The sequence below is a fragment of the Microbacterium xerophyticum genome (genome assembly GCF_053543555.1).
The window spans coordinates 410,814-425,030 of sequence record NZ_JBLVOB010000006.1; the positions used below are offsets into that span (position 1 = coordinate 410,814).

The following is a 14,217-nucleotide window of genomic DNA, read 5'->3' on the forward strand; positions in this document are numbered from 1 at the left end:
GGTGCGCCGCCGCGGACCACGACGATCGAGCGGAAGAGATCCTCGATCTTCGCTGCGGCGTCAGGGTCGGACGCCGCCGCTCCGCCGATCACTCCGCGGAGGAACCAGCGGGGGCCGTCGACGCCGACGAAGCGTGCCAGCCTGAGTTCGGAGCCCTCGGAGGCCGCGCTGGGCACCTCTGCGAGCAGCTCCTTGCCTAGCGGCCCTTCCCGCTCCTCAACGCGGCCACCCTGCTGACGGACCTGATCCACGAGCTGCATCCGCGTCTCGTGCCACAGGCCGAGCGTCCGCGGCGCGGCGAACGGCTGCACCTGAAGGGACGAGTCGGCATAGTCGAGTCCGACGGCGACGATCCGTTTGGTCTGCTCTTCGACCTCGAGACGAAGATTCAGCCCTTCACGGGGAAGGATCTTGATGCCGCCGAGGTCGATGTACGGGCGGATCGGATTCGCCTCGGATTCGTCGAACGGCCCCTCGGTGGAGCGGTTCGACGGCGCCGACTTCGAAGTCGGCTGGGTGATCTCTTCAGTCATCTGCCTGTTCCTGCCTGTTCGGCGCTCTGCTGCCGCGCCTGATATCCAGTGGATCCGAATCCGCCTGCACCGCGGGCACTGTCCGGAAGCTCGTCGACGGGGATGAAGTTCGCCCTCGTCACCGGCATGAGGATCAGCTGGGCGATCCGGTCGCCGACCGCCACATCGTACGCGCTCGAACTGTCCGTGTTGAGCAGGCTCACCTTGATCTCGCCGCGGTACCCGGCGTCCACCGTTCCCGGCGAATTGACGATCGTGATGCCGTGCTTGGCGGCGAGGCCGCTGCGGGGCACGACGAAAGCGGCGTACCCGTCCGGCAGCGCGATGCGCACTCCGGTGGGCACGAGAGCGCGCTCTCCCGGCTCGAGACGCACGGCCTCGGCGGCCACCAGATCGGCACCGGCATCGCCCGGATGGGCGTAGTGCGGCAGCACAGACGCGATAATGGGGAGATCAACGGAATCGCTCACCCCACGAGGCTAATGCAGAACCCCGCACCTGACACGCTCGTTCGCTATCGCGAACGTCTTTCGCCGAGCCTGTGGCTGCTCGTGACCGCAGCCGTGGCCGGCCCGATGGTGGCGCTCACCTTCACGCCGCTCGGTTCGCTGCCGGCCCTGCTCATCGGCGCCGCGGCCGCGGTCCTGTTGATCGGATTGCTGATCGCGGCATCGCCCGCCGTGCGGGTGACAGGGACCGTGCTGCATGCCGGCAGGGCGCACATCGATGCGCGCTGGCTCGGCTCAGGGGTCGCACTGGTGGGCGACGACGCCCGACAGGCGCGGGGCACCGCGCTGCCCGCACGCGGCTGGCACCTGATCCGCGGCGGGATCGACGGCGTGGTGGTCGTGCAGAACATCGATCCGGACGATCCGGTGACGAGCTGGACGATCTCGACGCGCACACCGGACCGGCTTCTCGCGGCGATCCGCGACGCGCAGGTCGCCGCTTCCACGCCCGTCTGACCCGGCAGCTCGTCTTCGCCGCGCTCGCCATCGCGCACATCCGAGCGCGCCGTCCGGGAACGACAACGCGCCCCAAGCCATCCGGCCGGGGCGCGTGAACGCGGTGCGTCTGCTGTCAGGCAGCGCACTCCTTGCAGATCGGACCTTCTGCGCCTTCGTGATCGAGCTGCGAGCGATGCTTCACGAGGAAGCAGCTCATGCAGGTGAACTCGTCCTGCTGCGCGGGCAGCACGACGACATCGAGCTCGAGGTCGGAGAGGTCGGCACCCGGGAGGTCGAAACTCGACGGGTTGTCGGAGTCCTCGTCACCGGTCGTGCCAGACAGTTTGTCCGGCACACGCTCCTTGAGGGCTTCGATCGACTCGGAGTCGTCTTCGCTCTTTCGGGGGGCGTCGTAGTCGGTTGCCATGCGGTAGATCTCCACTTTCATGGTGCTAGTGGGCGGTGCGCCGTCGGGTACGCGGCGGGCATAGTTTGCACGACGCGGAGGCAATAAGCAAATGCCGCCACGCGCGACAGATCAAACTCACGGCACGCCCAGCGTATTCCCGGGACTCGCGCCGTCTCCGTGACACCATGATCGGACACCCATCAGAGGGGCATTCGCATGGAAAACGTCACTATCGTCGGCACCGAAGACGACCTGCTGATCCTCGCCACCGGTTCCGGCGAGCGATTCGCGCTCGCCATCGATGACGTGCTGCAGCGCGAGATCCGTCGCGCGCGCCGCCGCGACCAGGAGGACACGCCGAAGGTCAGCGCGAGCCCGCGCGAGATCCAGGCGCACGTCCGTTCCGGTCTGTCCGCCGCCGAGGTCGCCGAGCTCCTCGGCATCGGCCTCGACGAGGTCGCCCGCTTCGAGGGACCCGTGCTCGCGGAGCGCGAGCACATCATCGGTCAGGCGCTCGCCGTCCCTGTGCTGATCGGCAGCGAGGTCGAACCAGACGCGCAGCCCACTTTCGGCGTGGCGATCCACGCCAAACTCGCAGATCTCCAAGCCTCCGGCGAACGCTGGGCGAGCTGGAAGGAGGACTCCGGCTGGATCGTGAAGCTGGAGTTCGTCGCCAATGACGTGTCGCATGACGCTCGCTGGTCGTTCGACCCGCGTCGGAGCGCGCTGTCGCCTCTGAATGCCGACGCGACGCAGCTGTCGCGCCAGGGGTCGCTGCCCGAAGGGCTCATTCCCCGTCTGCGCGCCGTCGACAGCGACCGGACCGAGTCTCCGTACAAGGACGACAGCCGCTTCGATTCCGGTGCGTTCGGCCCCCGACTGCTCCCCGCCCCCGAGGCCGACGTCGAGGAGCCGGCAGCCCCCGAGCGTTCCAACGCGGCCGCGCAGGCCGCCGCGATAAAGCGAGCTCCGGACGAGTCGGTCACGAGCGCCGAGACGGCGGACCTGCTCGAGGCGCTGCGACGGCGACGCGGGCAGCGCGAAAGCGCACCGCTGCTCGACGACGAGTCATCCTCGCACTCCGATCGGCCCGACGAATCAGGCCCGATCGCGCTGTTCGAATCGCTCGAACCGGAGTACGTCGAGCCCAAGCCGTCGCGCACGGCCGAGCGGACTCCTGAGGACTCCAGTCATGAGAACCAGGGCCGTCGCCGGCGCCGCAACGCCATGCCGTCGTGGGACGAGATCGTCTTCGGCGCACGCACCGACGACTGACGTCCGCTCAGCGGTGACCAGCGCGCGCTGAGCGCCCGCCGATGCGTTCAGGCCGCGAAGGCGCCCTTCCTGATGTACGGCACCTGCCGTTCTTCAGGCGACAGCGCCCCGTGCTGGCCGATCATGCCTCGTGCACGCTGATCCTCAGCGGTTCCGTCGTAGAACGCCTTGTTGCCGCGCGCGGCCACCACGATGTCTCCGATGCGCGAGACCGCATCCGGTGTCGCTGACGCGCCGAACAGGCCGCCCGCGAGCGCTTCCGCGCGGCTGAGCACGTCGGCGTCGCCTTCGCTCGCGACTCGCCATCTCTGAACGGCGTCCTCCGCATCGGCATCCGCCTCGAGATACACATGCAGCATGCGCGGCTCTCCCCCTATGTGCCGCACGCCATCGAGGCGCGTGTCGCCTTCCTCCAGCACCACGTGCCGATGTGCGGGCACGTCGATCATGCCGTGGTCTGCGGTGACGAGGACTCCGACATGCTTCGGCGGGACGACGGAGAGCGCGGCATCGATCTCTTCGAGCGCGGTGATCCATTCCGTGGAGTCGACGCCGTGCTTGTGCCCTGCCTTGTCGACCTCCGGCAGATAGCAGTAGACGAGCGAGCCGGCATTGTCTGCCGCCAGTTGGTAGGCGACGGCGATCCGTTCGGCAGGCGACCCGGCGGCGACGAATGTCGCTCCCCGCAGAGTCGCGCGGGTGAAGCCGCTTCGCGCATACCCGGCGAAGCCGACCGCGAAGGCGCCGTGGCCCGCCTCGACGGCCCGCTCGAACACGGTCGGCACCGGTTGCCAGACGAGCGGATCGATGCCGTCGGTCTCCCAACCGGAGAGCTGGTTGACCAGCCGGTCGTGCTCGCGATCGAGCACGCGATAACCGACCAGACCGTGCGCGGCGGGCTCGACACCGGTGAGGATGCTCGTCAGTGCGGCAGCCGTCGTGGTCGGGAACACCGAGTACGCGATGTCCTTCTTGCCGAGTCCGGCCGTCAGATGACGGGCATGACCCGCGTGCGCGCGCAGTTGGATCGCGCCGAGCCCGTCGACGATGACGAGCACGGCGGAGCGGGCATGCCCGAGCGGCCCGTCAGCCCCCTCGAGAACGCCCAGCAAGTCCCCCGCCACCCCGGTCAGGCTGCGGGCTGAGGAGGGCGCGGACGATAGAATCAGTGACATCCGAGCCAGTCTTTCACAGGCACAGCACCGTCCCCAGGAAGTCCATGCCCCGCACCGAATCCGCCGAGCCCGTCGAGGAGCGCATCCAGGACATCGATCTGTCCACGGAGATGCAGGGATCATTCCTCGAGTACGCCTACTCGGTGATCTACTCCCGCGCGCTCCCGGACGCCCGTGACGGACTCAAGCCCGTGCAGCGCCGCATCCTCTACCAGATGGCTGAGATGGGTCTGCGCCCCGATCGCGGCCACGTCAAGAGCGCCCGCGTCGTGGGCGAGGTGATGGGAAAGCTGCACCCGCACGGCGACTCCGCCATCTACGACGCGCTCGTGCGTCTCTCCCAGGATTTCGCCCTCCGTGTTCCGCTCGTGGACGGGCACGGCAACTTCGGCTCCCTCGATGACGGTCCGGCAGCCTCCCGCTACACCGAAGCGCGCCTCGCCCCGGCCTCGCTCGCGCTCACCGAGAACCTCGACGAGGACGTCGTCGATTTCGTCCCGAACTACGACGGTCAGTTCCAGCAGCCCGCTGTGCTGCCCGCGGCGTTCCCCAACCTGCTGGTCAATGGCGCCAGCGGCATCGCGGTCGGCATGGCCACGAACATGGCACCGCACAACCTGATCGAGGTCGTGGCGGCGGCGATCCACCTGCTGGAGAACCCCGAAGCCAGTCTCGACGAACTGATGGAGTTCGTGCCAGGGCCCGATTTCCCCTCCGGCGGCATCATCATGGGACTCGATGGGATCAAGGACGCCTACGCGAGTGGTCGCGGCGCGTTCAAGGTCCGCGGCAAGGTCTCGGTCGAATCCATCGGTCCGCGGCGCACGGGCATCATCGTCACCGAGCTGCCGTACATGGTCGGCCCGGAACGGCTGATCGAGAAGATCCGCGACGCGGTGCAGGCGAAGAAGCTGCAGGGCATCAGCGACGTCAACGATCTCACCGACCGCCAGCATGGCCTGCGCGTCGCTATCGGCATCAAGACCGGCTTCGATCCGAACGCCATCCTGGAGCAGCTCTACCGCCTCACCCCGTTGGAGGACTCCTTCAACATCAACAACGTGGCGCTCGTGGACGGCCAGCCGCGCACGCTCGGCCTCAAAGAGATGCTCAGCGTCTACGTGGGGCATCGCCTCGAGGTCATAGCCCGACGCAGCCGCTACCGGCTCGCCCGACGAGAAGAGCGCCTCCACCTCGTCGAGGGTCTGCTCGTGGCGATCCTCGACATCGATGAGGTCATCCAGGTCATCCGCTCCTCGGATGACTCGGAGCAGGCGCGCTCGCGCCTGCGCACCGTGTTCGACCTTTCCGAAGCGCAGGCCGAGTACATCCTCGAGCTGCGCCTGCGCAGACTGACGAAGTTCTCCCGCGTCGAGCTGGAATCCGAGCGGGATGCGCTCCTGGCGGAGATCGCCCAGCTCCGCGAACTGCTCGGCAGCGATGTGCAGATGCGCGCGCAGGTCGCGAAGGAACTGGATGCCGCGGCCGAGGCCTACGGCACGCCGCGGCGCACACTGCTGATGAACGGCAAGCCGGCCGCGCCGCGTCGGGCCAAGCCCGGTGAGGCGGATCTGCAGATCGCCGACGCACCCACGATCCTGGCACTGTCCACGACGGGACGCGCGGTGCGGGTCGACCTCGCGGAGGGGCAGGAGCTCACGCGACCGGCCCGCCGCAGCAAGCACGACGCGATCCTTTCGACGACCACCACCACGGTGCGCGGGGAGGCGGGCGCGATCACGACCGCCGGGCGTCTGCTGCGGTTCTCCCCCGTCGACCTGCCGTCCGTCCCTGCGACATCGGTGCAGCTCGCCGCCGGAACGCCGCTGCGCGACTACCTGGGCATCACTTCGCGTTCTGAGAAGGTGCTCGCGCTGGTGGACCTCTCCTCCGACGTCCCCGTCGCGCTGGGCACCGCGCAGGGAACGGTCAAGCGCATCGTGCCCTCCGGCCTGGCGGTGCGCCCCGAGATCGAGGTCATCTCGCTCAAGCCCGGCGACACGGTGGTCGGTGCCGCGACGGCTGCGGACGACGACGAGCTCGTGTTCATCACCTCCGACGCCCAGTTGCTTCATTTCACCGCATCCGCAGTGCGTCCCCAGGGCGCAGCGGCCGGTGGCATGGCCGGAATCAAGCTCGGCTCAGGCGCCGCGGTGCTCTTCTTCGGAGCCACCGCTGCCACGGATGACGTGACAGTCGCCACTGTCTCGGGCGCCGATGGCGTCATCCCAGGGACGGATGCCGGGCGGGCCAAGGTCTCGGCCTTCGCGGAGTTCCCCGGCAAGGGCCGAGGAACCGGTGGTGTGCGTGCGCATTCGTTCCTGCGCGGCGAGGATCGCCTCACCGTGGCGTGGGTCGGTGCCGCACCCGCCTATGCGGTGGGAACCGACGGTGCCGTGCGCACGCTGCCGGAGGCGCCCGCCAAGCGCGACGCGTCCGGACAGTTGATCGACGGGGTGATCGGCTCGATCGGTCGCCCGGTCATCTGAGCGGTCTCAGCCGTTCGCGACGGCATCCGATCCGAGTTCGCCGAGGCCCTCCTCGATGATGCGCGAGACGGTCTCGGCGTAGGCGCCGTCCGGGTCCAGATCCGGGTCGAACACCGTGACAGATGCGCCCCAGGCGCGTGGCGCGAGCCCGCGGAGCAGCGCGATGAGCTCCTCCGGTGAGAGCCCACCAGGATCGGGGCTGTCGACGGCGGGCATGTACTCCGGATCGAGCACGTCCACGTCGACCTGAAGCCAGAATCCGCGTTCGATCTCCGGTACGGCGACGACCTGTGCCGCTGCGCGCGCGCCACCGTGCAGAATCACGGTCGCGGCCGGAATAGTCAGCGAGATCAGGTCCGCGACCTCGGCGATGTGCTCGTCCTCGCGTCGGCATCCGATGTGCGCCGTCTCCGCGGGGTCGAAGTACGGTCCGAGACCGTCGATATCGGCGAGCTCCGGAAGGTGCAGTCCGATCGCGGCAGCGAGATCCTCGCCGGCGAGACTGCCGTAGGCCTCGTCGTTTCCGGGATGACGGAAGTCGGTGTGCCCGTCGACGTGCACGAGTCCTCCTCCGCCGGACACCTTGGCGGCCATCCCCGCGGCGAGGAGCAGGCTGCAGTCCCCGCCCAGCACGAGCGGAGCCAGCCCGGAGGTGCGAGCTTCGACGAGGCGGCGTGCGAGGAGACGCGCGTGATAGATGATCGCGCCCTGATTGCGCACCGTCCCCGCCGCACGGCGTCCGTCGTCGTCCACATAGCGACCGGGCAGCACCGCGCCCCAGTCCACAGCACCCCGTCTGTGCAGTTCCTCATGCAGCCCCGCCTCGCGCAGCGCCTCCGGCGCCTTGGCGGTGCCGGGTACCGCACCCGGTTGCGGCGGCTTCAGACCGAGATTCGTCGGAGCGGAGATGATCGCGATCACGGGGTCGGCGTCCCCCGTGACATCGCGTCGGTCCCGGCCTCTGGACGTCACGCGTCGATCGACTCCCGCGAGAGCTGGTCGGAGGAGTCGACGATGAACTCACGACGCGGTGCCACCTCGTTGCCCATCAGCAGTTCGAACACGCGTCCCGCGGCCTCGGCATCCTCCATGCGCACTCGGCGCAGAAGGCGCCCGCCACGGTCCATCGTCGTGTTCGCCAGCTGATCGGCATCCATCTCGCCGAGACCCTTGTAGCGCTGGATCGGCTCGTGCCAGCGCTTGTTCGACTTGCGCAGCTTGGCCAGCAGCGCGTGCAGCTCCTGCTCGGTGTAGGTGTAGATCGTCTCGTTGGGCTTCGAACCAGGGTTCATCACGATCACCCGATGCAGCGGCGGCACCGCGGCGAACACGCGCCCCTCTTCGATCAGCGGACGCATATAGCGGAAGAACAGCGTGAGGAGCAGGGTGCGGATGTGCGCGCCGTCGACATCCGCGTCGCTCATCAGGATGATCTTGCCGTAGCGGGCCGCATCGATGTCGAAGGTGCGTCCGGAGCCCGCGCCGATGGTCTGGATGATCGCGGCGCACTCGGCGTTCGAGAGCATGTCGCCGATCGATGCGCGCTGGACATTGAGGATCTTGCCGCGGATGGGAAGCAGTGCCTGGATCTCACTGTCCCTGGCACGACGAGCCGTCCCCAACGCGGAGTCGCCCTCGACGATGAACAGCTCGCTGCGCGAGACGTCATTGGATCGGCAATCCACGAGCTTGACCGGAAGCGAGGAGGATTCCAGCGCGTTCTTACGACGCTGCGTCTCCTTGTGCGCTCGCGCCGAGACACGTGCCTTCATCTCGGCGACGACCTTGTCCAGCAGCTGGCTGGCCTGGTTCTTGTCGTCGCGCTTGGTCGATGCGAAACGCGCACCGAGCTCCTTGCGGAGCACCTGCGAGACGATCTGGCGCACGGCCGGTGTCCCGAGCACCTCCTTGGTCTGGCCCTCGAACTGCGGCTCCGGCACCTCGACGGTGAGCACGGCGGTGAGGCCGGCGAGGACATCGTCCTTCTCGACCTTGTCGTTTCCGACCTTGAGCCGGCGGGCGTTCTGCTCGACCTGTGTGCGCAGCACCTTCAACAGCTCCTGCTCGAAGCCCTGCTGGTGCGTGCCGCCCTTGGGCGTCGCGATGATGTTCACGAACGAGCGTGTGACGGTCTCGTATCCGGTCCCCCAGCGCATCGCGAGGTCGACGCGGCACTCCCGCTCGACCTCCTGCGAAGCCATGTGGCCGTTCGCCTGCAGCACGGGGACGGTCTCCTTGAAGGTGCCGGTGCCCTGTATGCGCCAGGTGTCGGTGATCGGCGCGTCCACAGCCAGGTAATCGACGAACTCGGCGATTCCCCCGTCGTAGCGGTACGAGGTCTCGCTGCTCTCCTCGCCGCGCTCGTCTCGGACGACGATCTCGAGACCTGGAACGAGGAATGCGGTCTGGCGCGCCCGGTTCTCGAGCTCCCCGAGCTGGAATGCGGCGTCCTTCGTGAAGATCTGGCGATCGGCCCAGTACCGCACTCGCGTGCCGGTGACGCCGCGCGGTGCCTTGCCGGCGATCCGGAGTTCGCTGCTCTTCTCGAACGGCGAGAACGGCGCATCCGGACGCTTCTCCCCCGAGTCCTTGAAGTTCCCGGGCTCTCCTCGGTGGAACGACATCGCATAGGTCTTGCCACCGCGGTCGACCTCGACGTCGAGGCGCTCTGAGAGCGCGTTGACGACCGAGGCGCCGACGCCGTGCAGGCCACCGGATGCCGCGTACGATCCGCCACCGAACTTCCCGCCGGCGTGGAGCTTGGTGTAGACGACCTCGACACCCGTCAGTCCGGTGCGCGGCTCGATGTCGACCGGGATGCCGCGGCCCCTGTCGTGCACCTCGACGCTGCCGTCCGCGTGCAGGATCACGTCGATGCGCGTGCCGTTGCCGGCGACAGCCTCGTCGACGGAGTTGTCGATGATCTCCCACAGGCAGTGCATGAGCCCCGGCGAGCCGTTCGACCCGATGTACATGCCAGGGCGCTTGCGAACCGCTTCAAGGCCTTCGAGAACCTGAAGATGATGGGCGGAATACTCAGCGGTCACAATCCTCGATTCTATTCGCGAGGCGCTTCGAAGCCCCGCAGACACTCCCCTGGGGACCCACCCCGGGGGCTCCCGCGTACGCGCTGAGCGAAACACGCCGCTCATCGGGCATGACTACCAGCCAGCCGTGGTTGTATTGAGCACATTCCCACTGGAGATGCCGATACCCGAGGAGGCACCGAGATGAACGCTACAACCGAACGTGAGACCTCCACTGTCGAGTACCGTCTGACCGCGATGGACCGCTGCGACTCATGTGGCGCACAGGCCTACATCGCCGCTGAGGTCAACGGCTCCGAACTGCTCTTCTGCGCCCACCACGGCCGCAAGTACGAAGAGAAGCTTCGCGACGTCGCGACGTCATGGCACGACGAGACCGCCCGTCTCGCCGAAGCCGTCTGACAGGACTCGCCGTCCGACTGACTCTTCAGTCCACGATCACCCGCCGCACCGCTGAGGTGAGGCGGGTGATGATCTCTTCGCCCACGGTGCCGATGCGCTCCGCCAATGCCGTCGCATCCGACTCGCCCTGCTCGCCGGGTCCGAACACGGTGACCGTGTCTCCGGGTCGCGCGCCCGTCCAGCCGCGGACGACAGCGGTCGTCTCATCGATGCGCACGATCTCGCGAAGGCCGCCCGGGGTTCCCACGCTCGCGCCCGCGAGGACCGATGGCAGTCCGTGGAACGCGCCCAGCCCGATCACGACATCGTCGTCCCGCTCATCGACCACTCGTGCACGCAGCGACGCGATCGGCGAAGCACCAGGGATCTCGGGACCGTCGGCGGAACGGATGCCGTAGCAGAACGCGCCGATGCGGCACACCGTGCCACGCAGCTCAGGACGCCACCAGGATGCAGCGGACGCGGTGAGATGCAGCGACTCCGGATCGCCACCTGCCGCACGAAGCACGTCCACCGCGCTGCGGAACTCTCGCGCGGACTCGTCATCCTCGGCGTCGCTCGCTTCGGCGAGGTGACTCCAGACCCCCACCACGTCGATCAGTCCCGCACGTTGCGCCCGCATCGCTCGGCCGACCACATCGGGCCAGTCCTCCGGCCTGATCCCGTTGCGATGAAGGCCGGTGTCGATCTTCAGATGGATGCGGGCGGAGGCGCCGAGGCGCGAGGAGGCTTCGATGATGTGGTGGAGGTACTCGGCGGTGCCCACGCCCAGTTCGACATTCGCCGCGAGTGCCTGCGCGATCTCGTCATCGCTCGAATCCGCCCAGGCGAATACCCGCGCGTCCTGTGCCCGCTCACGGATGCGCAATGATGTCTGCACGTCATAACCGCCGAAGAACCCCACGGGCCGTGCGGCGTCGAGGGCAGCGGCGGTGGCCCATTCCACACCGTGGCCGTACGCGTCGTCCTTCATGGCGAGCATGAGCTGCGCCGGCGCGATCCTGTCCTGCACCGCAGCGAGGTTCTGCAGGAAGCGCGCCCGCGAGATCTCGAGCGTGGGAGCCGTCAACCCGTCCATTCGCGCACCGCCTTTGATCCGGCCACGGCGATCAGTTCGGCGATGCCGAGCCCCGTGATCTCGGCCCACTCCGCCAGAGCGTCCCTGGCCGCGCCTGTCCCACCGAAGTACACCACGTCCGCGCCGGCGGACGCGTCGGCCGCCGAGTCCTGGAGATCGACCACGCACACGTCCATCGCCACCCGGCCGACGATCGGCCGCCGCACACCGTCGAGCTCGACGTGGGCGGAGTTGCCGAGTGCACGGACGATCCCCTGCGCGTAACCGCCGGTGACCAGCGCCACGGTCGTGTCCGCGGCTGCGCGATGCAGATAGCCGTACGAGACCGCTTCACCCGCTCGCAGCGGCTTGGTCGAGATGACACGGCCGACGAGTCGCATGGCGGGCGACGCATCGGCGCCCGGAAGCCCGTACAGCACCCGGTTGTCGATGTCGACGTCGCCGCTGGTCACGGCGCGGATGCCCTGTGCACGCACGAGGTCGGCAACGTCCGTGTCATCCACCAACACCGTCTGCACTCCGGCATCCCGCACCACCGCGGCGACTTCGAGCACGCCGTGTCCGAGCGCGTCGCCCCTCAGATCGGCCAGCGCGCCGCCGCGGGCCACAGCCTCGCCGGCGTTGTCGCGCAGCGCCCCCGCCGAGACGAGTGCGCGCGGGAGGCTCCCGGTGGGCGTCACCGCCTGCTGGCCTCGATCACCGGACGGTGCCGTGCACGGCTGCCCGTGCGGATGCCCGTGGCGCTGACCCGGGTCTCGTAGAGCCCCGGTGTCCAGTTGCCCTCGATCAGCATCGGACCGGCGGGCCCGACGGCGACGTCCCAGCCGATGTACGGCACGGAAGGCACCTCCTGGGCCGCGCGTGTGACCAGGTCGACCACGCGATCCCACATCGGGACTTCGAAGTCGACGATGGACTTTCCCGAGTCCGGATGCGTCTCGTAGCGGGACTTGTGCTTGCCGGTGTGCCCGGGGCCGAACGACTTGCCGTTCTCGTCGATCATCGTGAAGAATCCGCCCCACGTGAACTGGTCGCTCACCGCGCCGCGGCCGAACTTCTGCGCTGCCATCAGCACGTGCACCTTCGTGCCGTCGAAGAACGTCGCGACGCGAGTCGTGTTCACGGTGCCCTCGCAGTACGCGGCGAGATACGGATGCTGCACGATGCGCTGTTCGATGAGCCGCTGCCCCTTGTCGCGCAGCTCGTCGCGGAACGCGTTCCAGTCGGTGACCTCGGACGCCTCGTAGCGGAAGACTCCCTTGCCCTCTCGTCCGACCGGCGTCTTCGCGATGAACACCGGGTTCTTCTCCGCGAAGGCGCGCAGACCATCGGCATCCACCTCGTCGAGGTCGAGCCAGTCGCGGCCGAGGTACTCGGCGAAGCGGCGGTTGAAGGTGATCTTGTTCTCGAACTGCAGCACGTCGGTGCGGTCGTTGAGCGCCTGCGCCAGATGGTGCTGGATCAGCGAGGTCATGAAGGTCTTGCGCTCGCTCTTGGTGAGCAGCGCGAAGTCGGCCTCGTAGTAGTCGATGTAGGCGGTGTCGTGCACCGCCGCCCACACCAGCATGTCGACGAAGATCCTCGGTGCCCACTTGCCCTGCTCCTTGGCGATCTGGCTCGCGAATCCCCACACCCGTCGCGGATCGAACGAGGTCAGGCGCCGCAGGAGATACTTCAGGCGCGCAGTGAGTGCGACGTCTCGAGACAAGGGGAAAGACCTTTCGGCGGGGGCATGTCAGAACGTCTCATGCTACTCGCTCCACCTGCCCGAGTCCGTTGACACCCGCGTGTTAGCCTGGGTCGGTGGATCAGAAGCGGCTGCGTATCCGGTATCTTTTCGACCGGGCTCGGCGGCTCAATCCGACGCAGCTCTTCGAACTGGCACGGCAGGTCAAGAAGGTGTCGAAGGCACCTCTCCCGGTCATCATCGGCGACATGCTGTGGTGCTCCGTCCGCTATGAGATGGGCTTCCGCGACTACGTCGTGTGGGACATCCGCATCCTGAACTCGCGCGAGCGCGCGACCTGGATGACGCATCCCAAGGCGTTCCGCCTCAACCGCACGCTCAACGGGCCGGATTCCAAGGTGATCCTGGGCGACAAGATGCGGTTCCTCGCAGACTTCGCCGACCTCACCCGTCGCGAATGGATCGATGCGGCAGCGGCGTCGGATGACGATCTGCGCGCGTTCATCGATCGGCATCCGCGCGTGATCGCCAAGCCTGCTGCGGGCGAGGGAGGCGCGGGCATCGCCATCTACGAGACGGCCGACGTGTCGGACGTCTCCGCATGGCGTGCGCTGCTGGTCGAACGCGATCAGACCCTGTTGGAAGAAGTGCTCGCCCAGCACGACGACCTGAACGCGCTGTATCCCGACAGCGTCAACACCGTGCGGATGATCACGTACCGCGACCCGGCCGGCGAACTGCACGTGATCGCCTCCGTCCTGCGCATCGGCAACGGCGCGGTGATCGACAACTTCGCCTCAGGCGGCATGTTCACCATGCTCGATGACGACGGCGTCGCCCTGTATCCGGGAGTCGACAAGCAGTCGAACATCTATCACCGGCACCCGGCCACCGGCACGACGATCAAGGGTCTGCAGGTGCCGTTCTACCCGGAGGTCGTGGCAATGATCGCCGAGGCCTCGAAGAGGCTGCCCACTGTGCCCTACGTCGGCTGGGACATCGCGATCACCCCCGACGGACCTGCGCTCATCGAGGCGAACCACAACTCGAGCGTCTTCCAGATGAAGCCCTCGGCCTCCGGCATCCGCACCGGACTGCTGTACCGCTACCGCGACGCGATCGGCGCGGACGTGGTCGACAACAAGCGCTGAGAATCGCTCACGCAACTCTGACGG

Annotated in this window: 13 protein-coding genes and 1 pseudogene; 5 read left to right on the plus strand and 9 right to left on the minus strand. The window is 67.8% G+C overall.

The genetic code is table 11. The features are described from left to right. A pseudogene (locus ACNPNP_RS08620) lies at positions 1–533 on the minus strand (DUF3710 domain-containing protein); the annotation flags it as partial. Further along, complete coding sequence (gene dut / locus ACNPNP_RS08625; protein ID WP_448965621.1) at positions 530–1,003, minus strand: dUTP diphosphatase; 474 nt, start codon at positions 1,001–1,003, stop codon at positions 530–532. The gene dut and the pseudogene ACNPNP_RS08620, both read right to left, overlap by 4 nt. 12 nt (positions 1,004–1,015) lie before the next feature. Between dut and ACNPNP_RS08630 the strand changes: the two genes are divergently transcribed. Beyond that, entirely contained in the window at positions 1,016–1,498 is a 483-nt protein-coding gene (locus ACNPNP_RS08630) for a DUF3093 domain-containing protein (protein WP_448965622.1), read from the plus strand. Positions 1,499–1,613: 115 nt separating this feature from the next. On the opposite strand, the gene ACNPNP_RS08635 is transcribed toward ACNPNP_RS08630, so the two are convergent. Then, a complete protein-coding gene (locus ACNPNP_RS08635) occupies positions 1,614–1,907 on the minus strand; it encodes a DUF4193 domain-containing protein (RefSeq protein ID WP_033107339.1) in 294 nt (97 codons plus the stop codon). A gap of 198 nt (positions 1,908–2,105) precedes the next feature. On the opposite strand from ACNPNP_RS08635, the gene sepH reads away from it, so the two are divergent. Continuing rightward, positions 2,106–3,164, plus strand: a complete 1,059-nt coding sequence (sepH, locus tag ACNPNP_RS08640; protein WP_448965623.1) for a septation protein SepH — start codon at positions 2,106–2,108, stop codon at positions 3,162–3,164. A 47-nt stretch (positions 3,165–3,211) separates the two neighbouring features. On the opposite strand, the gene ACNPNP_RS08645 is transcribed toward sepH, so the two are convergent. Next, positions 3,212–4,339, minus strand: coding sequence for an alkaline phosphatase family protein (locus ACNPNP_RS08645; protein WP_448965624.1), 1,128 nt, complete (start codon positions 4,337–4,339; stop codon positions 3,212–3,214). Between the two features lie 44 nt (positions 4,340–4,383). Between ACNPNP_RS08645 and ACNPNP_RS08650 the strand changes: the two genes are divergently transcribed. Continuing rightward, positions 4,384–6,828: a DNA gyrase/topoisomerase IV subunit A gene (locus ACNPNP_RS08650; protein WP_448965625.1), complete on the plus strand. Its 2,445-nt coding sequence runs from the start codon at positions 4,384–4,386 to the stop codon at positions 6,826–6,828. 6 nt (positions 6,829–6,834) lie between these two features. On the opposite strand, the gene ACNPNP_RS08655 is transcribed toward ACNPNP_RS08650, so the two are convergent. Both ACNPNP_RS08655 and ACNPNP_RS08660 read right to left on the minus strand, forming a co-directional pair. Further along, on the minus strand, positions 6,835–7,800 hold the full coding sequence (locus ACNPNP_RS08655) for an arginase family protein (protein WP_448965626.1): 966 nt from the start codon (positions 7,798–7,800) through the stop codon (positions 6,835–6,837). Beyond that, positions 7,797–9,875 (minus strand): DNA gyrase/topoisomerase IV subunit B, encoded by a 2,079-nt coding sequence (locus ACNPNP_RS08660; protein WP_448965627.1) that lies wholly within the window; start codon positions 9,873–9,875, stop codon positions 7,797–7,799. The genes ACNPNP_RS08655 and ACNPNP_RS08660 overlap by 4 nt, the downstream gene beginning before the upstream one ends. Positions 9,876–10,058: 183 nt before the next feature. On the opposite strand from ACNPNP_RS08660, the gene ACNPNP_RS08665 reads away from it, so the two are divergent. Then, a complete protein-coding gene (locus ACNPNP_RS08665) occupies positions 10,059–10,277 on the plus strand; it encodes a DUF7455 domain-containing protein (RefSeq protein WP_448965628.1) in 219 nt (72 codons plus the stop codon). A 25-nt stretch (positions 10,278–10,302) separates the two neighbouring features. On the opposite strand, the gene ACNPNP_RS08670 is transcribed toward ACNPNP_RS08665, so the two are convergent. The 3 genes from ACNPNP_RS08670 to ACNPNP_RS08680 are packed head-to-tail and all read right to left on the minus strand — an operon-like array spanning position 10,303 to position 13,063. Next, on the minus strand, positions 10,303–11,355 hold the full coding sequence (locus tag ACNPNP_RS08670; RefSeq protein ID WP_448965629.1) for an alanine racemase: 1,053 nt from the start codon (positions 11,353–11,355) through the stop codon (positions 10,303–10,305). After that, positions 11,343–12,035: an alanine racemase C-terminal domain-containing protein gene (locus ACNPNP_RS08675; protein ID WP_448965630.1), complete on the minus strand. Its 693-nt coding sequence runs from the start codon at positions 12,033–12,035 to the stop codon at positions 11,343–11,345. Before ACNPNP_RS08675 ends, ACNPNP_RS08670 begins: the two co-directional genes overlap by 13 nt. Further along, positions 12,032–13,063, minus strand: coding sequence for a sugar-transfer associated ATP-grasp domain-containing protein (locus ACNPNP_RS08680; RefSeq protein WP_448965631.1), 1,032 nt, complete (start codon positions 13,061–13,063; stop codon positions 12,032–12,034). The genes ACNPNP_RS08675 and ACNPNP_RS08680 overlap by 4 nt, the downstream gene beginning before the upstream one ends. A 95-nt stretch (positions 13,064–13,158) precedes the next feature. Here ACNPNP_RS08680 and ACNPNP_RS08685 point away from each other — a divergent pair, with 95 nt between their 5' ends. Next, complete coding sequence (locus tag ACNPNP_RS08685; protein WP_448965632.1) at positions 13,159–14,193, plus strand: sugar-transfer associated ATP-grasp domain-containing protein; 1,035 nt, start codon at positions 13,159–13,161, stop codon at positions 14,191–14,193. Positions 14,194–14,217 lie beyond the last annotated feature (24 nt).

What these genes read in the sequence shown, in the direction of transcription:
- ACNPNP_RS08630 (WP_448965622.1), top strand. Translation starts at nt 1,016, where the DNA reads ATGCAGAACCCCGCACCTGACACGCTCGTTCGCTATCGCGAACGTCTT.
- ACNPNP_RS08635 (WP_033107339.1), bottom strand. Translation starts at nt 1,907, where the DNA reads ATGGCAACCGACTACGACGCCCCCCGAAAGAGCGAAGACGACTCCGAG.
- sepH (WP_448965623.1), top strand. Translation starts at nt 2,106, where the DNA reads ATGGAAAACGTCACTATCGTCGGCACCGAAGACGACCTGCTGATCCTC.
- ACNPNP_RS08645 (WP_448965624.1), bottom strand. Translation starts at nt 4,339, where the DNA reads ATGTCACTGATTCTATCGTCCGCGCCCTCCTCAGCCCGCAGCCTGACC.
- ACNPNP_RS08650 (WP_448965625.1), top strand. Translation starts at nt 4,384, where the DNA reads ATGCCCCGCACCGAATCCGCCGAGCCCGTCGAGGAGCGCATCCAGGAC.
- ACNPNP_RS08665 (WP_448965628.1), top strand. Translation starts at nt 10,059, where the DNA reads ATGAACGCTACAACCGAACGTGAGACCTCCACTGTCGAGTACCGTCTG.
- ACNPNP_RS08670 (WP_448965629.1), bottom strand. Translation starts at nt 11,355, where the DNA reads ATGGACGGGTTGACGGCTCCCACGCTCGAGATCTCGCGGGCGCGCTTC.